The organism is Sphingopyxis italica (genome assembly GCF_011926545.1).
Taxonomy (GTDB): Bacteria; Pseudomonadota; Alphaproteobacteria; order Sphingomonadales; family Sphingomonadaceae; genus Sphingopyxis; species Sphingopyxis italica.
Genome location: NZ_JAATIT010000001.1, coordinates 330312 through 351710, shown reverse-complemented (window position 1 = coordinate 351710; position 21399 = coordinate 330312). Strand labels below are relative to the sequence as shown.

The window sequence follows — 21399 nt, the reverse complement described above, 5'->3', positions numbered from 1 at the left end:
CGGTCGTCAAACGACCGGGACGAGGACGAGAAGTCGATTCGTCAATCCAGCGCGCATTTCGCGACGACGCCGGCTTCCGCGCCGCTGCCCAGCGCGACTCGCGACAGGCTGATGTTCAGGCTGCCGCCTGTGCTCACACGAAATGGCGCGGTGATGCGGGTCATGTCGGCGCCCGTCGCCGCGAAACATTTGAGCGGCACTCCCAGCACGCGCCATTGGCCGGGCGTCAGCGCCGTCAACTCGGGCAGGCGAAGCGCCCGGCCGCAATCCACACCGTCGCAGCGAACCGACATCGAAACGGGCGCCGAGGGCGGCGCATCGAGGCGCAAGGTCGCAAGCAGCAGGACGTCGCCATTGGTTTCGCGCGACAGGTCGACGGCATTCTGCGCGTTGATCTCGATCGCGGCGCCGTCGGGACCGGCGGCGATGACGAATTGCCGTGCGCCTTCCTGGACGCTGTGGTCGGCCGCCTGGACGGTCGCCCGTCCCGACAGGCCGGTGGCGGGAACCGTCGTCACGCGCAGCGGATCGCCGCCATCGGCTTCCGACACGGTCAGCGACCAGGAGGTTGCGGGCTGTCCCTTGTCGAAAAAGACGCCGCCGCCGCTGCCGTCGTCGGCAACCTGGCTGTCTTGCGAAAGCGCCGTCCAGGGCTGCGGTCCATCGGCATAGGTCAGGCCATAGCCGAAGGGAAACAGCGTCGGCCCGCCATGTTTTGCCGTCGCTGGCCAGGCCGTCGGCAGGCGCCCCTGAAAGTCGAACGCCATCGTGCCGTCCTTGCGCGCGAACAGCAGGTCGGCGACGCCGCCGCCTTCGGAACCCGGGAGCCAGGCGGTGACAAAGGCGTCGGCCTCGTTCAGCGCCTCGTTGACGAAGAGCGGCCGGCCGGTGATCATCACCGCGACCACTGGGATCCCCGCCGCTTTCAGCTTGCGCATCGTCGCGAACGGGCGGCGCAGTTCGGGGCGCAGCTGGAGCGAGGGGATGTCGCCCTGGAATTCGGCATAGGGGGTTTCGCCGAAGACGACGATCGCCGCATCGGGGCGCTGCTTATAGGCGCCATCGGGGGCCAGTTCGGCGCTGCCCCCCGCCGCCGTGACATTTTGCTCGATACCGTGCCACAGCGAGGTCGCGCCGGGAAAATCGCTGTTGTCGAGCCCGGTGCCCTGCCAGCTCAGCGTCCAGCCGCCCGACTGGCGGGCGATGTCGTCGGCGCCGTCGCCCGCGACGAGGATATGCGCCCGCGGCTTGAGCGGCAGGACGCCGGTGTTTTTGAGGAGGACGAGCGACTTGCGAACCGCTTCGCGGGCCACGGCCCGGTGCTCGGGCGCGCCGAGCAGCTCGTAGCGGCCCGAATAGGCGCGTGCCGACGGCTTGCCCGCGTCGAACAGGCCCAGACGCTGCTTGACGCGCAGGACGCGCAGCACGGCGTCGTCGAGCCGCGCCATCGGGATCGTGCCGTCCTTCACCTGGGCCAGCGTGCTCGCGTAAAGCGCGCGCCAGCTGTCGGGCGCCATGAACATGTCGATCCCGGCGTTGGCGGCGACGGGGCAGCTGGCGTTGCTGCAACCCGCGACCTGGCCATGCGCGTTCCAGTCGGTGACGACGAAACCGCCGAAGTTCATCCGGTCTTTCAATATGTCGGTGATCAGCCCCTTGTGCCCGGCGATCTTCACGCCCTGCCAGCTCGAAAAGCTGGTCATCACGGTCGCGACGCCATTTTCCATCGCGGGAATATAGGGCGCGCCGTGGATCAGGCGCAGTTCGAGTTCGGACACGGTCGCGTCGCCCTGGTCCTTGCCGTCCACGGTGGCGCCGTCGGCAAGGAAATGCTTGGTGCTCGCGGCAACATGCGGTCCCGCAAGGATGGGCGCGATCGACGGCGGCCCCTGCAACCCGCGGATCATGCTTCCGACATAGGAAGCGACGAGCGCGGGGTCCGACGAATATCCTTCATAGGCGCGCCCCCAGCGATAATCCTGCGGGACGGTCACCGTCGGCGCGAAGGTCCATTCCTGACCGGTCACGCGGATCTCGATCGCCGTGATCCGGCCGATACGCTCGATCAGGTCGGGATCGCGCGCGGCGCCGAGGCCGACATTGTGCGGGAATAGCGTGGCGCCGACGATATTGCTGTGCCCGTGCACGGCATCGGTGCCCCACATGACCGGGATCGCGGGCGTATTCTCCATCGACGCGGCGTAAAAGGCGTCGGCGAGGGCGAGCCAGTCGCGCGCGGGAGCGAGGTCATTGCCGCCGGGTCCCGAATTCCCGCCGTTGAGCACCGAGCCCAGATGATATTCGCGCACATCCCGCGGCGTCACGCTGCCGATGTCGGCCTGGATGATCTGGCCGACCTTCTGCTCGACCGACATGCGGGCGAGGAGCGCCCGGACATGGGCTTCGCCGCTCGCGGTCAGCACTTGCGGATAGGCGACTTCGGGCCATTGCTGGGGATGGACCGCGCTGGACGGCGCATCGGGAACGACGGCCCCGTGCACCGCCGGCGCCGCGAGCGCGGGAAGGGCCGTCGCGGCGATCGCCGTAGTGTATATAATTGTTTTTAAAAGCATAAATTCCCTCTTGGATGCGGTGCTTTTCGCCGAAACTTGCCCGGCTTCCGTATGTCAACCTTGACATATATATGCCCGAATATCGACGATTTCGAAACATCGTTTGACAACGTTGACAGGATTATGCAACAAAAATGGAAGCGCGAGGCCGATCGTCCTTCGAGTCTGCTTGCCGGTCCCCTCGCGCAATAAGGATTTTCATTGTCCGCACATCAGATGCGGTTTGGGAGGGATGGATATGATCAGCAGGACTTTGCGCCATCGGAGGATGTTGTTTGCGGCGGCATCGGTCGTGGCAATGGGATTGGCCGCTTCGCCTGCGTCCGCGCAGTCCGAACCGGCGGCCGACGAAGGCACGGAAAGCGAAATCGTCGTCACCGGCTTTCGCGCGTCGCTGGAAAATGCGCTGAATGCCAAGCGCGATTCGAACCTGATCATCGAATCGGTGACGGCCGAGGATATCGGGAAATTTCCCGACCAGAATGTCGCCGAATCGCTGCAACGCCTTCCCGGGATTCAGATCGACCGCGAAAACGGGCAGGGGTCGAAGGTCCGCATTCGCGGCCTCGAACAGAATGTGACGCTGTTGAACGGCGAGCTTTTTGTCAGCGGGCTCGAAGTCTATAAGGTTGGCGAGGGAAATTATAACCGCAACGACAGCCTCGAAGGCGTTCCCTCCGAACTGATCGGCGGCATCGAGGTTTTCAAGTCGCCCAACGCCTCGCTCCTCGAAGGCGGCCTCGGCGGCATCGTCAACCTCAAGACCCGCAACCCGCTCGATCTTCAGGACGGCCTCACGGCCGCCGGCAATTTCAAGATGAGCAAGGGCAGCGAAATCGGCGGCTGGGAACCCGCCGGCGCGGCGGTGCTCGGCTATAATTTCAACGACCGCCTCGGGATCATCGCGTCGTTCAGCTATGAACAGACGAACAATCACGTCAATGTGCTGGGCGGCGACAATCGCGGCAACTGGGCCTTCGCCGACGGACGCCGCGACACCGCGACCGTCCCCACCAACTATTATGCCCCCGAATATCGTTATATCACCGACCGCGACCAGTATCGCCGGCGTTGGGGCGCCTCGCTCGGGGTCAACTTCCGACCGACCGACGAACTCGAGGTCAGCGCCCAATATTTCCATTCGGATCTGAAGATCGACACGCGCGAGGCTTCGGTCAAATTCCCGTTCGGGCAGGGCGAATCGCAGGGTCTGGTGGGCAGCTACAATATCAACGAAAACGGCGTCCTGACCGATGGGACCGTGCGCGCGCAGTCGGCCGAGGTCATTTCGTTCGTCGACGTCTCGAAGATCAAGTCGGACAATCTCCAGTTCGGGATCGACTGGGACAATGACACCAATTTCCGCGCGTCGATCATGGCCGATTATTCATCGTCCAAGATGGGCCGCGAAGTCGCGAACAACGACGTGCGCTACACCGCCTATGGCGTCCGCGGTCCGGGCACGTCGGGACCGCAGCCGGGGTTCATTCCCAATCCGGCGGCGCCGGCGACCTTCGATTTCACGTACAAGAACGGCGATTTCCCCAGCTTCGGCATCGCGCCGGGCAGTCCGCAGGACCTGTTCAGCAATCCGGCATACGGCTTCTTCAAATCGCACTGGGCCTTTGGCGACCGCTCCGACATCAAGGGGCATTCGATCCGCGCCGATTTCGGCTATGACGTCGATGACAGCGACACCAACACGATCACGCTGAGCGCGGGTTTCCGCTATGGCCAGCGCACGGTCGACTTCACCTCGGGCCGCTATCTCGCCGATTACAGCGGCAAGGGCGAACTCGACGCGACCGCGATTCCCGAGGCCGAGCGCGTCCCCGGCTACTCCTATAACTGGACGCCCTACGGCTATTTTCAGGACGGCGCGATCGGCTACAAGATCTGCGACCTGCCCGAAGCGAACAAGCCCGCGGCCTTTGCCGGATGCACCCGCTTCGGCAATTCGCCAGCGCTGATCACGCCCTATCAGACCTTGACGAGCAATCCCGAGCGGGTCGAGACGATCGACAATTTCGCGGGCGGCGGCCATGTCGCGGGCGATACCGTCCTCGTGGCCGACCGGTCGCAGATGACCAACGCCCTGCAATGGATCCAGTCGCTCTATCCCGACACGCCGTTCACCTTCTTCGCCGACCCCTTGCAGACCTATCGGGTCAAGGAAGAGACGAAATCGGGATATGTCATGGCCGATATGGGCGGACTCGACGATCCCTATCACCTCAACGTCGGGCTTCGCATCGTCAACACCAGTCTGACCGTCGACCAGAATCAACCGGCCAGCGCCGATCCCAGCTATTGGGGAACCGACAGCTGGAACGGGGTGCTGCGCGACTTCACCACCGACAGGGTCGTTCGCCGCTACACCGACTTCCTGCCCAGCGTGAATGCCGTCTTCGACCTCAGCGAAGGCGACAAGGTCCGCTTCTCGGCGGCGCGGGTCGTCGCGCGCCAGCCGCTCGTTTCGCTGGGGCAGGGTTTCGCCACCCAATTTACCCGCGACCCGGCGGACGATCTGTTCAAATTCACCAACGGCAGCCGCGGCAACGCCGACCTCGATCCGTTCCGCGCCTATCAGTTCGACCTCGGTTTCGAGCATTATTTCGGAAATCAGGGGCTGCTCTCCGCCGGGCTGTTCTGGAAGGAGGTCGACAGTTTCATCGTCAACGAAACCGTCGCCGTTTTCGTGAACGACCAGGCCGGCGGCCGGCTTGGGCCCGTATCGCAGCCGGCGAACGGATCGGGCGGCCGGGTCAAGGGGTTCGAGCTCGCCGGGCAATATGCGTTCGACTTCGGCCTCGGCTTTACCGCCAACTACACCTTCTCGGACACCAGCACCGATTTCAGCACCGACTTCACCGACAACCTGCCCTTGCCGGGCGTGTCGAAACATTCGGCGAACGGGCAAATCTATTTCGAGAAATATGGATTTGCCGCGCGCGCTTCGTACAGCTGGCGCTCGAAGCAATATCTCGGGAATTTCGGCTTCGCCGACGGGACGACGACGCGGACGCTTGGCATCTACCAAAAATCCTATGGTCAGCTCGATGGTCAGATCAGTTACAAGATCACCGACAATTTCGAGGTCTTCGCAGAGGCGATCAACATCACCAAGGCCGATACCAGCGTCTATCTGCAATTTCCCGAACTGCCCTTCCGCTATGAATCGGGTTCGCGGCGGTTCTATGGCGGGATGAAATTCAACTTCTGATACCGCGTCCCCCGCGAAAATGGCAGCGGCTCTTCTCATAAGAGCCGCTGCTCCTTTTTGCGCGACGCCCGTCGAGCCCTGCTCGATGGCGCGCAAACCTGCTCTGCGGCTATGACGAAGTCGGGGGCGGCGCGGCGGTCAGCCGGTCGACGAACGCATGCGCATGGACGACCATCGCCCCCGGATCCTCGCCCGCGAGTTCGCGAAGCAGCATGTCGGTCGCCGTCTTCGCCATTTCCATGACCGGCTGGCGGATCGTCGTGAGGCGCGGCCACACCACGCGGGCGATCTCCGAATCGTCGAAGCCGACGACCGTCAGGTCGGCGGGAACGTCGAAGCCCAATTCGCGCGCCGCCGACATGGCGCCCACCGCCATATCGTCATTCTGCGCCAATATGGCCGTCGGCCGCAGTTTGCGCGACAGGAGGCGCTTGGTCGCTTCATATCCCGATTCAAAACTGAAGTCGCCGGTTTCGACCAGTTCGGGACGCTGCGACAGCCCGATAGCGTCGAATGCCTGGCGATAGCCGGCAAGGCGCTGGGCGCTGGCCGCGTGGGCCGGATCGCCCATGATGATCGCGATTGTCCGGTGGCCCAGCCCGACAACATGCTCCGCGATCTCGCGCGCCGCCGCAACATCGTCCATCGCCGTCGACAGGCCGACGTCGAGGCGCGACTGGGGCGCAATTCGGGCGAAAGGAATGCGCGCGTCCAAAAGCCCGTCGAGAATATCAGGGTGGTCCGACGCCGGCGGCGCGAGGATCACCCCGTCCAGTGCGGCGGAGCGTACGAGGCCGACCACCTCGAGCGGGCGGTCCATGACCGATTCCACCGGCAGCACGATCAGGCGGTAGCGTCCGCCATGCAATCGTTCGAGCGCGCCCCGCTGCAATTCGACGACATAGCTTGGGCTCGGCTTTTCATAGATCAAACCGATGAGGTATGATTGTCGCCGGACCAGACCCTGCGCCAGAACATTGGGATGGTAGTTGAGTTCCTTTGCCGCGCGGAGCACCTTTTTGCGCAAGGCGGGCGAGATATGCGGTTCATTGTTGAAAACGCGCGATACGCTTTTGGGGGACACCTGGGCCAATTTGGCGACGTCAATGCTTGTCGAACGTTTTTCTCCATGAGCCATGCCTGCAACTCGTGGCGACATTGTCCTTCGTTGTCAATTGGACGATTGTGCCTCGATCGCATCATCGTCATCGGCGCGGTGAATGGCGCGATCGCATGCGCGAAGCGGCAACGGCTGGGCATTCCCTTGCATCGCCGGCCTTTCTGGCTCACCTGATAGGTAAAGTGGCGCGAAAGGGCTTTGGTGTTCGAATCTATCGCCTTCCTGGCGATCCTCATTCTCGGTGTCCTGCTCGCGGACGCGCGGAGCCGGCTCAAGCGCGCGGAGACAAGCCTCGCGGAAACGGCGAAACATATCGGCGCGCTTCAGCGCCACGCCGCGTTTCCCATTTCCGAAGCGCAGGGGCCTGCCACTGTGCCAGCCTCTCCTTCGCCCACGGCGCCAGCCGCTGGTCCGAAAGCCGTTCCAGCGCAGGAGGCGGCGCGCGCTGCGGCTTTGACGGCGGCTCCCGCTCCGGTGCTCACACGAAAGGTGGCCGACGCTGCCGAAGGCGGCGCGGCTGTCGCTCCAAAGTCCAATCGGGCCGGATCGACGGCCCCCGAGGCCGCCAATCTGTCGGCGCGCTTCGAAAATCTGTTCGGCAAGACGCTGCCGATCTGGGCCGGCGGCATCACGCTGGCGATCGCGGGCGTTCTGATCGTCCGCTACGCGATCGATCTCGGCTTCTTTGCGCGCGTTTTCACGCCGGGCGTTCAGGTGATCGCGGGAATATTCTTCGGTCTTCTCCTGATCGGCGGCGCTGAATATGCGTGGCGCAATGAGGCGAAGCTGCGCGATGTCCGCGTGCCGCAGGCGCTGTCCGGTGCGGGCATCGCGACGCTCTACGCCGCCATCATGGTCGCGGCCAATGCCTATGGATTGATCGGACCGCTCTTCGCATTCGTGGCGCTCGCGCTGGTGACCGCGGCGGCGCTCGCGCTGTCGCTTCGCTTCGGCCCGCCGAGCGCGCTCCTCGGGCTCGCGGGCGGCCTTGCGGCGCCGGCGCTCGTCGGGGCGCTCGAACCCGATGTGCCGCTGCTCGCGATCTATCTGGCGCTGACGATCGCGGCGATGACCGGCGTTGCGCGGATGCGCCGCTGGCCGTGGCTCGCGGTCGCGGCGCTCGCGGGCGGCGCGGGCTGGAGCGTCTGGATGATCTTCGTCGGCGGCGCGCTCGATACGCTCGGTTCGCTTTCGATCGGCGTCTATGTCCTGCTGCTCGGCGTCGCCATCCCGCTTCTCGCCTATGAAGGGCCGCGCGTCACGCTGCTCCGCGCGGCGGCGGCGGTGGTCGGCACGCTGCAACTCGCGCTGCTCGTCGCCCAGGCGGGCTATGCGCCGCTGCACTGGGGACTTTTCGCGCTGCTCGCGGCGGCGGGACAATGGCTCGCGTGGCGTGAGCGCCGCCTCGCGATCGTCCCGACGACCAGCCTCGCGCTCTCCATCGTGCTGATCGCGCTATGGCCTGATGCGTCCGCTTTCTGGTTCGCGTTGATCGGCATCATATTGTTGTCGATCCATGCGTTGCCCCTGCTTGCCCGCCTGTGGACCGCGCCGCCCGCCCTGCGCCGGACGATCGAGCTTTGCGTGCTAGGGCTTATGATCGTTCCGCTGACGAAGTGGCAAGTGTGGGGGCTGTCCGACCTCGCCTTGGCGATTGTCGCGCTCGGCGCGGCGGTCCTGCCGGCGGCGGGGATCGCGCGCGGCTGGCGCGCCGAGGGACGCGGCGCGGACGGCCGTTTCGCCTGGCTGACGGCGACCGCGGCGGCGCTGATCGCGCTTGCACTGGTCCTTTTGCTGCCCGCGGGGCTCGCTCCGGCGGCGGTTGCGGGCGTCGCGGCGGCCTTGCTGCCGTTCGGCCGGGCCGCCGATGACAGGCGGATCGAATGGGTCGCGACAGGCTTTTTCGGCGCGGCGCTATGCGCGCTGATCGCAACGCCGCGTGCATTCGATGAAATCCCGCGGCTCATCGACGGAGCCGCCGAGGGTTCGGGATATGCCGCGCTGCGCTGGGGGGCGGTCGCGCTCGCCGCGCTCTTCCTCGCGTTGCGCGCCGAGCGTCCGGTGGTTCGCCGTCTGGGACAGGGATTTGCGGCGGCGCTCCTTTACGGAGCCGCGGCGCAATTGCTGCCGGACACGATGCTCGTGCTCGTCCCGGCGATCGGTGGGGCCGCCCTGCTTCTCGCCGCGCGGCGAATTGCCCCGGCACGTATCGATGCCGGAGCCGCGGCGTTCGCCGCCATCAGCCTCGCCTGGGCCGCCGCGCCGATGGCGCTGTGGACCATGAAGGCGGCGCAGTCGCTCGGCGGGGTGCCGATGCAGGTCGACGGGGCGATGCTGGCGGCGGCCGAATTGCTTCGCCGCCTGGCGATCCCGGCGCTGCTTTTGGGGGCGCCGCTCTGGCTGCTGGGAGGCAAGCTGCCGCGCTGGGCGTCGATTGCCAGCTTCGGCCTCGCGGGAGTGGTCGGCCTGATCGCCGTTCACGGCCTTTACCGCCTCGGTTTCGCCGGGGTCGCAGGCGCTGATTTCGTCTCGACGGGGATTGTCCAGCGCCTCGTCTGGGAAGGGCTGCTCATCGGCCTCGCGTGGCTGCTATGGCGTGGCGGCGTGCCGAACGGAGCCCGGGCGCTCGCGATCGCCGGCACCGCGCACGCCGTCTGCTATGGCGTCATCCTCCACAATCCGTTGTGGGCCGAACAGGCGGTCGGCGGATGGCCGCTCGTCAATCTGCTGTTGCCGCTGTTTCTACTACCCTGGCTTGCGATCCGGCTGCTCGGGACGCTTTTCGCGCCGACGCCCGCGACATTCGAACGCGCGGGCGAGATCGCCACCATGGCGCTCGTCGCGCTTTTCGCTTGGGCGACACTTCGCCATGCCTTCCACGGCAGCCTGTTGATCGATGCCGGAGCCGCGCCCGCGGAGAATATATTGCGCTCGCTGCTCCTGCTGCTGCTCGCGATCGGATTCCTGTTGTGGGGCATTCGGGTCGGCCGCCGCGACTGGCGCCTCGCGTCGCTCGTCCTGATGCTCGCGGCGGCAGGAAAGGTATTTCTGTTCGACGCCTCGGGCCTCGAAGGTCTGCTTCGCATCGGGTCGTTCGTGGCGCTGGGGTTCAGCCTGATCGGCATAGGCTGGCTCTACAGCCGGCAGCTCGCGCCCGTGAATCGAGTTGAAGCGCAGGTGGTGCCGGCTACAGGATTCGAACCCGTGGCCCCCTGATTACAAATCAGGTGCTCTACCAACTGAGCTAAGCCGGCGCTTCGGCTCCCCTAAGCATTTTTCGGCGCGATGGAAACAGCGGACATTCGGGAAACTCGTCAAACGATGCCGAAAGTCCAGCCTTCGGTTTCGGCCAGCGCGTCGGTCAGCGGCGGCGGCGACCAGGGGCGTGCCTCGCTGGCGATCGCGCGCAGCCATGCCGCGGTCAGCAGCGCGTCGCTGGCATGGTCGCTGACGGGGCCGATGAGGCCGGCGGGCGAAGATCCCAGCGCGGCAAGCGCCGCGTCGAGCGCCGCGCCGTCGCGGATCTTGCTGCGTCCGGGCGGCAGGCTGGCCGCGCGCGCGGCAAGGCTCGTATAGATTTCGACGAGCAGCGGACCCCGCGCGGGGACCGGATCGAGCGGCCACAGCGGGATCCGGCCCGACAGCCGGTGGAGCAGGCGCATGCCCGACAGGCTCGCCTTGCCGACCTGCGCCGCGCCGACCAGATTGAAATTGCTGACGCTTGCCGCCTGCTTTGTCATCCGCTGGTGCCGCTCAACGACGCGCAGCCGCCCCGCGCCCGCTTCGAACAGGTCGCCCGCTTCGCCACGGTGGCGGAAATGCCGCCGCGCTTCCGGATGCGCCAGGAATCCGCCGGCCTCATAATGCGGATCGCCGCGAGCCAGCAGTTCGACAAGCCCCCACAACGCTTGCATGTCGGACGGGCTCTCGCTCCACTCAGGAAAATAGGCACCGTGGTCGGCGAAGGCGAAGGCAGCCGAAAAGTCGAAACCGATCAGCATATTCTCGCGCGCCGCCGCGACGCCCTCCAGCCACGCGAGGATTTCGGCGCGCGACCAGATATGGCCGGGCCGTACGAGCGCGGGCGCCGCCGTGCCGCTGGCGACCGCGAGCGCGATCCCGCGCTGGCGCTCGCCGCGGGCGCCCGACCAGTCGAGGGCGGCGAAATGGGTGAAACGGCGCATCGGCGGGCCATAGCGCAGCCCACGAGTCTTGCACAAAGCCTCGCTCGGCCCCACATGCGCCCCATGCTGATCGAAACCGAATCGACGCCCAATCCCGCGACGCTGAAATTCCTGCCCGGCCGGGCGGTGATGGAGACGGGGACCCGCGACTTCGCCAGCCCCGAAGAGGCCGAGGCGTCGCCGCTCGCGAGCGCGCTTTTTTCGCTCGGCGACGTGACGGGCGTGTTCTTCGGCCGCGATTTTGTCTCGGTGACGATCGCTCCCGGCGCCGAATGGGCCGATGCGAAGCCCGACGTGCTGGGCATTATGATGGATCACTTCCTCGCCGACGTGCCGCTGTTCAACGCTGCGAGCGCGGGTTTTTCGGTTCCGGCCGAGGATGCGGGCTTCGCCGACGATCCCGCCGACGCCGACATCATCGAACAGATCAAGGAGCTCATTGAAACGCGCGTCCGCCCCGCGGTCGCCAACGACGGCGGCGACATCATCTATCGCGGTTTCGACAAGGGCAATGTTTATCTGAAGATGCAGGGCGCGTGCGCGGGATGCCCATCCTCGACCGCGACGCTGAAGAATGGCATCGAGTCCCTCTTGAAACATTATGTTCCCGAGGTAACGGCAGTTCACGCCGTCTGATTATTTTTACCTCGAGGAGTTAGCCCAATGAGCGAGCCGCTTTCCGACAGCGCTCTCGACCAGCTGTTTCGCACCGCGCGCACGTATAATGGCTATCTCGACAAGCCCGTCTCCGAAACCCGGTTGCACGCGATCTGGGACCTGATGAAATTCGGCCCGACCAGCGCGAACAGCCTGCCGGCGCGGATCGTCTGGTGCGTGTCGGATGAAGCGAAGGCAAAGCTCGCGGCGCACGCCATCCCGGGGAATGGGGAAAAGATCCGCGCGGCGCCCGTCACCGCGATCATCGCGATGGACACAGAATTTTACGAGCATCTGCCCGAATTTTTCCCGCATACCGACGCGCGGAGCTGGTTCGCCGGCAACGAGGCGCTCGCGGAGACGACGGCGTTCCGCAACTCGAGCCTGCAGGGCGCCTATTTCATTCTCGCCGCGCGCGCGCTCGGCCTCGACACCGGGCCGATGTCGGGTTTCGACAATGCCGCGGTCGATCAGGCCTTCTTCGCCGACCAGCCGAAGGTGAAGAGCAATTTCATCTCGACGCTCGGCTATGGCGATCCCGCGAGCATTTTCGAGCGCAGCCCGCGCCCCGATTTCGCGCGCTTCAACCGCATCGCCTGAACGGCGCGCGCTCCATCCCATGCGCCATCTGATCATCGATTCGGCGAGTGAGGCCTGTTCGGTGGCGTTGATCGAGGCGGGCGCGGTCGTCGATTATCGTCACGAAGTCATCGGGCGCGGTCATGCCGAGCGTCTCGTCCCGCTGATTGCCGAACTCGTGAATGGCGGCCGCGCCGACGTCATCGCCGTCGGCTGCGGCCCGGGCAGCTTTGCCGGGGTGCGCATCGGCGTCGCGGCGGCGCGCGCCTTCGCGCTCGGCTGGCAGGTGCCGGTGCACGGCTTTTCGACGCTCGCGCTCGTCGCCGCCGCCGCGGCGGACGACATCGCCGCGGCGGAGGGCGCGCTCGTGGTGATGGAGGGCGGCCACGGCCAATGGTTCGTCCAGCCTTTCGCGGCCGACCTTGCGCCGCGCGCCGAGCTTCGATCGCTGCTTCCGGAGGAGGCCGTCGGGCTCGGCGACGCGCTGGTCGTCGGCAATCGCGCCGAGGCCTTTGTCGCGAAACGCGGCTCGGGACGCGCGTTGGCGATGCTGCCCGACGCGCGCGCCTTTCTGCGCTTGCCCGCGGGCGCGATGCTCGACCGGCCGAGCCCGATCTATGGCCGGGCGCCCGATGCCAAGCCGATGGCGGCGCGGGCATGACGAGCGGCGTCCGCCTCGCCACCGCGCGCGTCGGCGATCTCGCCGCCGTCATGCGCGTGATGGATGCGGCGTTCGAGCCCGCCTATGGCGAGGCATGGACCGGTGCGCAGCTCTTGACCCTGTTCGCGCTGCCCTCGGCGCGCGTGTGCCTGGCGTGGGACGGCGACCATGCGTACGGCTTTTCCGCGGCGCGGATCGCGGGCCCCGAAAGCGAATTATTGTTGCTGGCGGTCGACCCGCAGTTTCGCGGCCGCGGGATTGGCCGATTATTGATCGACGACTGGCGCGCCTGGGCTACAGAACAGGGCGCCGAAGACTATTTTCTTGAAATGCGGGCCGACAATGACGCGGTTCATCTTTATGAACGCGCCGGCTTTACGGAGTGCGGACGGCGGCCCGCCTATTATCGCGGCAACGACGGCAAGCTTCGCGATGCCATTACGATGCGGCGTCCGGCGGGGGAGAGTCGAGCCGACTGATCCGTCATTGCGGTTTTACATCCAAAGTGGCACTAATCCGTGCGGCGAAAGAAAAAATCCAATATTCGCCGCTATGCTTCTGGGTAATCGACAACAAGGAATAGTCTCATGTCCGATCAAGCCGACACCAATGAGATGCTCGTTACGCTGACCGCCGACATTGTCGCGGCGCACGTCAGCAACAACAGCGTCGCCATTTCCGATCTCTCCATTTTGATCAACAATGTCCACGCCGCACTGTCGGGCCTCGGGAGCGAGCCGGTCGTCGAGGAAAAGCTGGTGCCGGCGGTGTCGATCCGCGCCTCGGTCAAGCCCGACTACATCACCTGCCTCGAGGACGGCAAGAAGCTGAAGATGCTGCGCCGCCACCTGATGACGCATTATGGCATGACCCCCGACGACTATCGCGCCAAATGGGGCCTCGCCGCGGACTATCCGATGGTTGCACCCAACTATGCCGAAAAGCGGCGCGCGTTGGCAAAGGAAATCGGCCTCGGCACCAAGGGCCGCGGCGGCGGGCGCAAGCGCAAAGCCAAGGCGTGACGTTTCGTAAATGACGCCCCGCGCGGGCAGGGAAGGGCGGTGTTCGCAGGGGCGCCGCCCTTGTCCTATTCGCGGGGCATCCCTATACAGTTTGTGACAAAGACAGACGCGGCTGCATCTGCAGGAAAGGCAAGCATGTCCGGTAATATCGATCTCGAAGCCCTGTGCCACGAAAAGGGCCTCCGCATCACCGAACAGCGCCGCATCATCGCGCGCGTCATCTCGGATTCGGAGGATCATCCCGATGTCGAGACCCTCTATGAGCGCGCGTCGAAGGTCGACAGCGGCATCTCGATCGCGACCGTTTACCGCACCGTGCGTCTGTTCGAAGAAGCGGGCATCCTCGACCGCCACGATTTCGGCGACGGGCGCTCGCGCTACGAAGCGGCGCCTGAAGCGCATCACGACCATCTGATCGACGTCGAAACGGGCAATGTGATCGAGTTCGTCGATCCCGAGCTTGAGGCGTTGCAGAAGGTGATCGCCGAACGGCTGGGCTTCCGCCTCGTCGACCATCGCATGGAGCTTTATGGTGTCGCCATCGATCGCAAGCGCGACTGATCGCAGTGCGATTACCTGGCGGACGGTCGCCCGTCTCGGCCTGATGGTGCTGACGCTGCTTTTCCTGATCGTCCCGCACCTGCTCTACCGTGCCGCCCGTCGCCCGTCGCCGATGGTCATGGCCTTCCTCAACGCCGCCGGCTGGATCGCGGGGCTGCGCATCCGCACGACGGGCACGAGGCTCCGGCGCGACGTGCTTTTCGTCTCCAACCATGTCAGCTGGCTCGACATCCTCGCGCTGGGCGGTGCGGCGCGTTCGGCTTTCGTGTCGAAGGCGGAGATCGGCTCGGCGCCGCTCGTCGGCTGGCTCGCCGACCAGAATCACACCGTCTATGTCCAGCGCGAGGCGCGGCGCGAGATTCACAATCAGGCGAACGACCTCAGGAATGCGCTCGCGCGCGGGCGGCCGGTGACTTTGTTCCCCGAAGGCACGACGGGGCCGGGCGACGGGCTGCTGCCCTTCCGCGCCTCGCTGTTCCAGGCGGTGATCCCGACGCCGCCGAAGCTGCGGGTGCAGCCGGTGTTTCTCGATTACGGGCATGAGGCGAACGATATCGCGTGGCTCGACCCGGAGTCGGGGCTCGACAATTTCAAGCGGCTGCTGGCGCGGGCGCGCCCGATTCACTTGACAATCCATTATCTCGATCCGCTCCCCGATACCGTCGAGGGCGATCGCAAGCTGCTCGCCGAGGCGGCGCGCGCGGCGATCGCGGCGGAAATCGCACGGTCTTCCGCCGGCGCGCCGCATCGCCTATAGCGCGCCGATGAAATCCGACTCATCCAAGAATTCCGGCAAAACATTCCACGTCAAATCCTTCGGCTGCCAGATGAACGTCTATGACGGCGAGCGTATGGCGGAGATGCTCGGGGCAGAGGGCTATGTACCCGCCGCCGACAGCGCCGACGCCGATCTCGTCGTGCTCAACACTTGTCACATCCGCGAAAGGGCGGCCGAAAAAGTCTATTCGGACATCGGCCGGCTGAAGCGCGCCGACGGCAGCACGCCGACGATCGCGGTCGCCGGCTGCGTCGCACAGGCCGAAGGCGCCGAGATCGCGCGCCGTGCGCCCAGCGTCGATGTCGTCGTCGGTCCGCAGGCTTATCACCGTTTGCCCGACCTGATCGCGCGCGCCGAAAGGGGCGAGAAGGCGATCGACCTCGACATGCCGCTCGAAAGCAAGTTCGGCGCGCTGCCGAAACGCGCGGGCGGCCAGCGCCCGACCGCTTTCCTGACCGTGCAGGAAGGCTGCGACAAATTCTGCACTTACTGCGTCGTCCCCTACACGCGCGGCGCCGAAATCAGCCGGCCGTTCGCCGAGCTGATCGCCGAGGCGCGCGCGCTCGTCGCGGGCGGGGTGCGCGAGATCACGCTGCTCGGGCAGAACGTCAATGCGTGGGACGGCGAGGATGAGAGGGGCCGAGCGATCGGGCTCGACGGGCTGATCCGCGAACTGGCGCGCGAGGATGGGCTCGAACGCATTCGCTACACGACGAGCCACCCGAACGACATGACCGACGGGCTGATCGCCGCGCACGGCGAGATCGACAAGCTGATGCCCTTCCTCCACCTGCCGGTGCAGGCGGGCAGCGACCGCATTCTCGCGGCGATGAACCGCAGCCATTCGGTCGAAAGCTATCTCAAGGTCATCGAACGCGTCCGCGCGGTGCGCCCCGACATAGCGGTCTCGGGCGACTTCATCGTCGGCTTCCCCGGCGAAACCGAGGCGGATTTTCAGGCGACGCTCGATATCGTCCGCGCGACCAATTACGCGATGGCGTACAGTTTCAAATATTCGCGCCGCCCCGGCACGCCCGCCGCGACGATGGACGGCCAGATCGCCGAAGAGCTGATGCACGAGCGGCTCCAGCGCTTGCAGGCGCTGCTCAACGAACAGCAGCAAACGTTCAACGCGGCCACCGTCGGCCGCACGACGCGCCTGCTCCTCGAACGCAAGGGTAAGCTCGAAGGCCAGCTTATCGGCAAATCGCCGTGGCTCCAGTCGGCGCATGTCATCGCGCCGGGGCTCAAGATCGGCGACATGGTCGATGTGCGTATCACTTCGGCCGGTGCCAACAGCGTCGGCGCCGAAGCCTTGACGGAAGAGGTCGCCTAGTGCGACGGACGGAAGCTGTCTCCTCGAAGACACACTCCGCCTCCTTCCGTCGCATTCGCACCCTGCAAGTGATGGACTCCCGTCTTGGCGGGAGTAGAGTCATGCCGTCGATCGAAGGAGCCCTGCCCATATGTCCAAACGCCCGCTGACCGCCTCCACCCCCGCCGAACCCGGCGACCGCGTCCGATTGACGGCGGAATTCGAGCGAACGCAGCTTTTGGGCATTCTTTTCGGCGAGTTCGACCGCAACCTCGTCGCGATCGAAAACCGTCTGGGCGTCTATATCTCGGCGCGCGGCAATCGGGTGCAGATCGAGGGCGAGGCCGAAGCCGCGGCGCGCGCGCGCGATGTGCTTACCGACCTGTATGACCGCATCGAAAAGGGGCAGGAGGTCGACGCCGGCATGGTCGACGGGGTGATCGCGATGCAGGCGCAGCCGACGCTCGACGGCATCATCCGCCACGACAAGGACGAAGCGCCGGCGGTGATGATCCGGACGCGCAAGAAGACGATCGTTCCGCGCGCGCCGTCGCAGGTTCCTTATATGCAGGCGCTCGCGCGCGACGAGGTGATTTTCGCGCTCGGTCCCGCGGGCACCGGCAAGACCTATCTTGCGGTCGCGCAGGCGGTGGCGCAGCTCATCACGGGCAGCGTCCAGCGCCTTATCCTCTCGCGCCCGGCGGTCGAGGCGGGCGAAAAGCTCGGCTTCCTGCCCGGCGACATGAAGGAAAAGGTCGATCCCTATCTGCGGCCGCTCTATGACGCCTTGCACGACTGCCTGCCCGCCGAGCAGGTCGAGCGCCGCATCGCGAGCGGTGAAATCGAGATCGCGCCGCTCGCCTTCATGCGCGGCCGCACCCTCGCCGACGCCTTCATCATCCTCGACGAGGCGCAGAACACGACGATCCCGCAGATGAAGATGTTTCTGACGCGCTTCGGCATGAACAGCCGCATGGTGGTCTGCGGCGACCCGAAGCAGGTCGACTTGCCGATCCCCGCGACCTCGGGCCTCGCCGACGCGGTCGCGCGGCTCGAGGGGCTCGAAGGGATCAACGTCAGCCGCTTCACCAGCGCCGACGTCGTCCGGCATCCGATCGTCGGGCGGATCGTCGAAGCCTATGAGGGGCCGGGCGCTTAAAGCCTTCTCCCGTCCATCCGTCATCCCGGCGAAGGCCGGGATCTCTACCTCGCATCGTACCGCACCGGCGAGATCCCGGCCCCTTCGACTGCCTTGCAGGCGCTCAGGACAGGCTTCGCCGGGATGATCGGCTACAAATGCTACCGATTTTCGAGAGTGATTCGCAATAGCATCTTGACCCTCTGATTTGGCGCGCCTAGAGCGCCGCTATTGCGAGTCAATCGCAATTTAATCAGGGGAAGAAAATTGACCAGCCATCGTTCGCCGTCCGTATCCCGCCTTGCCGTCGGCAGCGCGCTGGGCCTTGCGCTCGCCGCAAGCGCCGCGCCGGCCTTTGCGCAGGACAATGACGGCGAATATTGGCTGGCGCGCAAGAACCAACTCGTCATTACCGCGACGCGCACCGCGGTGCGGGCCGAGGACCTGCCGGTCACCGTCAGCGTCAAGAGTGACGAGCAGATCGCCGACGAACTCGTCACCGACATTCGCGACCTCGTCCGCTTCGAACCCGGCGTCAGCGTCCAGCGGCAACCCGCGCGCTTCGGCGCTGCATTGGGCGCCACCGGCCGCGCCGGCAACGAAAGCTTCAACATTCGCGGCATCGGCGGCAACCGCGTGCTGATCCAGGTCGATGGCGTGCGCGTTCCCGATGGCTTCAGCTTCGGTGCGCAGGCGTCGGGGCGCGGCGACTATGTCGACCTCGGCCTCATCAAGTCGGTCGAAATCCTGCGCGGCCCCTCGTCGGCGCTCTACGGCAGCGACGGGCTTGCCGGCGCGGTCAGCTTCATCACCGCCGATCCCGTCGATTTTCTCGAAACGGGCAAGAATGTCGGCGGCCTCCTCCGCGCGGGCTACAGCAGCGCCGACGAGGAGTATAGCGAGACCGCGATCCTCGCGGGCCGCAGCGGCGACTGGTCGCTGATGGCCGCTTACACCCGCCGCGACTGGCAGGAGCTCGACAACAAGGGCCACGTCGGCGGAACGGGCGCGGCGCGGACCGAACCCAATCCGCAGGACGGCCGCTCGAACGCCGCGCTCGCGCGCATCGTCTATGACCCCGCGAACGGCCACAAGCTGCGCCTGACGGGCGAATATCTCGATACGCATCTTTACACTAACGGCCTGACGGGCCTCAGCGCGTCGGTCGATCGGCTCGAGGGTTTCGACAGCGGGACACGCAAGCGCGTCTCGCTCGACTGGAGCTGGGAAGGCGAGGGTGCGATCGATTTCGCGCGCGTCGCGCTTTACTGGCAGGATGGCGAGGACAATCAATATACCGAGGAAGACCGCACCCCCGCCGCCGACCGCACGCGCCTCAACACCTTCGAAAACCGCGTCATCGGCGCCTCGGCCGATGCGCGTGCCGATTTTGCGACCGGCGCGATCGCACACCGCCTCGTCTTCGGCGGCGACATCAGCAAGACGCGCCAGCGGGGTTTGCGCGACGGCACCGTTCCGCCCTTCGGCGAAGTCTTTCCGACCCGCGCCTTCCCGAGCACCGACTTCACGCGTGCCGGCCTGTTCGCGGGCGACGAGATCAGCATCGCCGACGGCCGGCTGATCCTCTATCCGGCGCTGCGCTTCGACTGGTACGATCTGTCGCCCGACGACGATCCGCTGCTTCCCGCCTTCAGCGGCGCGGGGCAGGACGGGTCGCGTCTGTCGCCCAAATTCGGCGCGCTGTGGAAGATCACCGACAGCGTGCGGCTGTTCGCCAATTATGCGACGGGCTTCAAGGCGCCCGAGCCCGGGCAGGTCAACCAGTTTTTCGAGAATTTCGCCTTCGGCTACACCTCGGCGCCGAACCCCGACCTCGGCCCCGAGCGCAGTGAAAGCTTTGAGGGCGGCATCCGCTTTTCCAGCGATCATGTCAGCCTCGACGTCACCGCCTTTTCGGCGCGCTACAAGGATTTCATCAGCCAGGAAGTGGTGAGCGGCAGCTTCACGCCCGCCGATCCCGCCGTCTATCAATTCGTGAATCTCGACCGCGCCCGGGTCAAAGGCGCCGAAGCGCGGTTCGAGGGGCGAGCGTCGTCCGGCCTGTATACGACGCTCGCCCTATCCTATGCGAAGGGCAACGAGATATTGCCCGACGGCACGCGCGTGCCGCTGTCGACGGTCGATCCGCTGAAACTCGTCGCGGGCGTCGGCTATCGCGAGCCTGCGGGCCGGTTCGGCGGCCAGCTGATCATGACGCACAGCGCGCGCAAGGAAGCGTCGCGGACCGAGGGGCTTTGCGCTCCCGAATGTTTCCGCCCCGACGGCTTCACCATCCTCGACGCGACCGCCTTCGTGCGGGTTGCCCAAGGGCTGACGCTGCGCGCCGGCGTCTTCAACATCCTCGACGAGAAATATGCGTGGTGGAGCGATGTGCGCGGGCTCGCCTCCACTTCGACCATCACCGATGCCTATACCCAGCCCGGCCGCAACGCGAGCGCGTCGCTCAGCTTCCGTTTCTGAACCAAAGAAGGACTGCACCGATGAAAACCTGTCGCAAGATCGCCGCCGCGCTGCTCATGCTCACCGCCGCGCTTCCCGTCACCGCCTCCGCCCACCCGCCGATCGCCGCCGAGGCAGCCGCCGCCAATTTCAAGCAGGACCGCGCCGACATCCTCGCGATGGCGGGCAATTACCGCGTCAGCTTCAACATGCAGGAATCGACGCGCTGGGATCCCGATTACGAAGTGCTCGAACCCAAGCGTTCGGGCGGCAACGAGGTCGTGCGCGTGGTCGAGGACACGGGGCGCAAGATCATACTCCAGCACATGCTCGTCATCACCGGCGACGACGACAAGAGCTTCGTCATCAAGCATTGGCGGCAGGACTGGGAATATGAGCCCGCGAAAATCCTCGCCTATTCGGATCGCAATATATGGGCGTGGGAAGACGTCCCCGAACGGATGCGCACCGGCCGTTGGTCGCAGACCGTCTACCAGGTCGACGATTCCCCCAGATACGCCGGCTGGGGCCAGTTCGAAACGCAGGGCGGCATCCGCCGCTGGCGCTCGAGCTGGACGTGGCGCCCCCTCGCGCGACGCGACGCCGTGCGGAGCCCCGTCTACGACCGCTACCTTTCGATCAACCGCCACCAGCCCAGCCCCGACGGCTGGATCCACTGGCAGGACAATACCAAGATGGGAACCAAGGACGGCAAGCTGGTGCCGATCGTCCAGGAATATGTCCTCAATACCTATATCAAATACGACCAATATGACGTGAAGGCCGCCGACGATTATTGGGCGGCAACCAAGGACTATTGGGCTGCGGTGCGCGCCGAATGGGACCGCGTGGCACAGACCAAGGGTGGCATCGCGATCGAGGAAAAGGCCGACACGGGCACCGTGATCAGCGGCCGCCTGCTCGAAATGGCCGACGAGGTTCAGGAAAAGAAGCTGACCACCGCCAAGGCGATCGCCGAGGCGAAGAAGCTGATCGAGACGAATACGCGGGGGCTTTGACGACCTTCACCATGTGAAGCCCGAAACTGGGGGCGGCTCGAAAGGGCCGTCCCCTATTTTGTTTGAGCTGTTTCGGTTGTTTCCTTGTGCCGTTCCCGGAATATCGGGT

At 65.6% G+C, this 21399-nt stretch carries 17 protein-coding genes, 1 tRNA gene and 1 pseudogene; 14 read left to right on the top strand and 5 right to left on the bottom strand.

Annotated elements, in window-relative coordinates; translation table 11 throughout:
• Nucleotides 1-41: 41 nt before the first annotated feature.
• Nucleotides 42-2501: a glycoside hydrolase family 3 protein gene (locus tag GGR90_RS01505; RefSeq protein WP_342449869.1), complete on the bottom strand. Its 2460-nt coding sequence runs from the start codon at nucleotides 2499-2501 to the stop codon at nucleotides 42-44.
• 370 nt (nucleotides 2502-2871) lie between these two features.
• Between GGR90_RS01505 and GGR90_RS01500 the strand changes: the two genes are divergently transcribed.
• Nucleotides 2872-5796, top strand: a complete 2925-nt coding sequence (locus GGR90_RS01500) for a TonB-dependent receptor (RefSeq protein ID WP_245198444.1) — start codon at nucleotides 2872-2874, stop codon at nucleotides 5794-5796.
• Nucleotides 5797-5905: 109 nt separating this feature from the next.
• On the opposite strand, the gene GGR90_RS01495 is transcribed toward GGR90_RS01500, so the two are convergent.
• A complete protein-coding gene (locus GGR90_RS01495) occupies nucleotides 5906-6934 on the bottom strand; it encodes a LacI family DNA-binding transcriptional regulator (RefSeq protein WP_167918817.1) in 1029 nt (342 codons plus the stop codon).
• A 183-nt stretch (nucleotides 6935-7117) separates the two neighbouring features.
• Here GGR90_RS01495 and GGR90_RS19725 point away from each other — a divergent pair.
• Nucleotides 7118-8635: pseudogene (locus GGR90_RS19725) on the top strand (DUF2339 domain-containing protein); the annotation flags it as partial.
• Nucleotides 8636-8830: 195 nt separating this feature from the next.
• On the opposite strand, the gene GGR90_RS19335 reads toward GGR90_RS19725, so the two are convergent.
• A complete protein-coding gene (locus GGR90_RS19335) occupies nucleotides 8831-9397 on the bottom strand; it encodes a hypothetical protein (protein WP_245198345.1) in 567 nt (188 codons plus the stop codon).
• Between GGR90_RS19335 and GGR90_RS19720 the strand changes: the two genes are divergently transcribed.
• Nucleotides 9299-10132 (top strand): DUF2339 domain-containing protein, encoded by an 834-nt coding sequence (locus GGR90_RS19720; protein ID WP_381448780.1) that lies wholly within the window; start codon nucleotides 9299-9301, stop codon nucleotides 10130-10132. The genes GGR90_RS19335 and GGR90_RS19720 overlap by 99 nt on opposite strands.
• Here GGR90_RS19720 and GGR90_RS01485 read toward each other — a convergent pair.
• Together GGR90_RS01485 and GGR90_RS01480 are read right to left on the bottom strand one after the other, a co-directional pair.
• A tRNA-Thr gene (locus GGR90_RS01485) sits at nucleotides 10095-10170 on the bottom strand. The two genes, GGR90_RS19720 and GGR90_RS01485, sit on opposite strands and share 38 nt — an antisense overlap.
• A 60-nt stretch (nucleotides 10171-10230) precedes the next feature.
• Nucleotides 10231-11100, bottom strand: a complete 870-nt coding sequence (locus GGR90_RS01480; RefSeq protein ID WP_167920752.1) for a hypothetical protein — start codon at nucleotides 11098-11100, stop codon at nucleotides 10231-10233.
• 63 nt (nucleotides 11101-11163) lie between these two features.
• Here GGR90_RS01480 and GGR90_RS01475 point away from each other — a divergent pair, with 63 nt between their 5' ends.
• From GGR90_RS01475 to GGR90_RS01425, 11 genes are all read left to right on the top strand, one after another.
• Nucleotides 11164-11736 (top strand): NifU family protein, encoded by a 573-nt coding sequence (locus GGR90_RS01475; protein WP_167918815.1) that lies wholly within the window; start codon nucleotides 11164-11166, stop codon nucleotides 11734-11736.
• Nucleotides 11737-11763: 27 nt separating this feature from the next.
• A complete protein-coding gene (locus GGR90_RS01470; protein WP_167918813.1) occupies nucleotides 11764-12357 on the top strand; it encodes a malonic semialdehyde reductase in 594 nt (197 codons plus the stop codon).
• Nucleotides 12358-12376: 19 nt separating this feature from the next.
• Entirely contained in the window at nucleotides 12377-12997 is a 621-nt protein-coding gene (gene tsaB / locus GGR90_RS01465; protein WP_167918811.1) for a tRNA (adenosine(37)-N6)-threonylcarbamoyltransferase complex dimerization subunit type 1 TsaB, read from the top strand.
• Nucleotides 12994-13476, top strand: a complete 483-nt coding sequence (locus tag GGR90_RS01460; RefSeq protein WP_245198343.1) for a GNAT family N-acetyltransferase — start codon at nucleotides 12994-12996, stop codon at nucleotides 13474-13476. The genes tsaB and GGR90_RS01460 overlap by 4 nt, the downstream gene beginning before the upstream one ends.
• Before the next feature lie 108 nt (nucleotides 13477-13584).
• Entirely contained in the window at nucleotides 13585-14019 is a 435-nt protein-coding gene (locus tag GGR90_RS01455; RefSeq protein WP_167918809.1) for a Ros/MucR family transcriptional regulator, read from the top strand.
• Nucleotides 14020-14154: 135 nt separating this feature from the next.
• Nucleotides 14155-14580, top strand: coding sequence for a Fur family transcriptional regulator (locus tag GGR90_RS01450; protein WP_167918807.1), 426 nt, complete (start codon nucleotides 14155-14157; stop codon nucleotides 14578-14580).
• Nucleotides 14552-15337 (top strand): 1-acyl-sn-glycerol-3-phosphate acyltransferase, encoded by a 786-nt coding sequence (locus GGR90_RS01445; protein WP_167918805.1) that lies wholly within the window; start codon nucleotides 14552-14554, stop codon nucleotides 15335-15337. Before GGR90_RS01450 ends, GGR90_RS01445 begins: the two co-directional genes overlap by 29 nt.
• A gap of 7 nt (nucleotides 15338-15344) precedes the next feature.
• Nucleotides 15345-16694: a tRNA (N6-isopentenyl adenosine(37)-C2)-methylthiotransferase MiaB gene (gene miaB, locus GGR90_RS01440; protein ID WP_167918803.1), complete on the top strand. Its 1350-nt coding sequence runs from the start codon at nucleotides 15345-15347 to the stop codon at nucleotides 16692-16694.
• A gap of 130 nt (nucleotides 16695-16824) precedes the next feature.
• Nucleotides 16825-17832: a PhoH family protein gene (locus GGR90_RS01435; protein WP_167918801.1), complete on the top strand. Its 1008-nt coding sequence runs from the start codon at nucleotides 16825-16827 to the stop codon at nucleotides 17830-17832.
• Nucleotides 17833-18078: 246 nt separating this feature from the next.
• The gene (locus GGR90_RS01430) at nucleotides 18079-20292 is read left to right on the top strand and encodes a TonB-dependent hemoglobin/transferrin/lactoferrin family receptor (RefSeq protein ID WP_245198341.1); all 2214 of its coding nucleotides are present in this window, start codon (nucleotides 18079-18081) and stop codon (nucleotides 20290-20292) included.
• A 20-nt stretch (nucleotides 20293-20312) separates the two neighbouring features.
• Nucleotides 20313-21290, top strand: coding sequence for a DUF6607 family protein (locus GGR90_RS01425; protein WP_167918799.1), 978 nt, complete (start codon nucleotides 20313-20315; stop codon nucleotides 21288-21290).
• The last annotated feature ends 109 nt before the right edge of the window (nucleotides 21291-21399 follow it).

What these genes read in the sequence shown, in the direction of transcription:
- GGR90_RS01475 (WP_167918815.1), top strand. Translation starts at nt 11,164, where the DNA reads ATGCTGATCGAAACCGAATCGACGCCCAATCCCGCGACGCTGAAATTC.
- miaB (WP_167918803.1), top strand. Translation starts at nt 15,345, where the DNA reads ATGAAATCCGACTCATCCAAGAATTCCGGCAAAACATTCCACGTCAAA.
- GGR90_RS01500 (WP_245198444.1), top strand. Translation starts at nt 2,872, where the DNA reads ATGGGATTGGCCGCTTCGCCTGCGTCCGCGCAGTCCGAACCGGCGGCC.
- GGR90_RS01470 (WP_167918813.1), top strand. Translation starts at nt 11,764, where the DNA reads ATGAGCGAGCCGCTTTCCGACAGCGCTCTCGACCAGCTGTTTCGCACC.
- GGR90_RS01455 (WP_167918809.1), top strand. Translation starts at nt 13,585, where the DNA reads ATGTCCGATCAAGCCGACACCAATGAGATGCTCGTTACGCTGACCGCC.
- GGR90_RS01460 (WP_245198343.1), top strand. Translation starts at nt 12,994, where the DNA reads ATGACGAGCGGCGTCCGCCTCGCCACCGCGCGCGTCGGCGATCTCGCC.
- tsaB (WP_167918811.1), top strand. Translation starts at nt 12,377, where the DNA reads ATGCGCCATCTGATCATCGATTCGGCGAGTGAGGCCTGTTCGGTGGCG.
- GGR90_RS01480 (WP_167920752.1), bottom strand. Translation starts at nt 11,100, where the DNA reads ATGCGCCGTTTCACCCATTTCGCCGCCCTCGACTGGTCGGGCGCCCGC.
- GGR90_RS01450 (WP_167918807.1), top strand. Translation starts at nt 14,155, where the DNA reads ATGTCCGGTAATATCGATCTCGAAGCCCTGTGCCACGAAAAGGGCCTC.
- GGR90_RS01435 (WP_167918801.1), top strand. Translation starts at nt 16,825, where the DNA reads ATGTCCAAACGCCCGCTGACCGCCTCCACCCCCGCCGAACCCGGCGAC.
- GGR90_RS01425 (WP_167918799.1), top strand. Translation starts at nt 20,313, where the DNA reads ATGAAAACCTGTCGCAAGATCGCCGCCGCGCTGCTCATGCTCACCGCC.
- GGR90_RS01495 (WP_167918817.1), bottom strand. Translation starts at nt 6,934, where the DNA reads ATGGCTCATGGAGAAAAACGTTCGACAAGCATTGACGTCGCCAAATTG.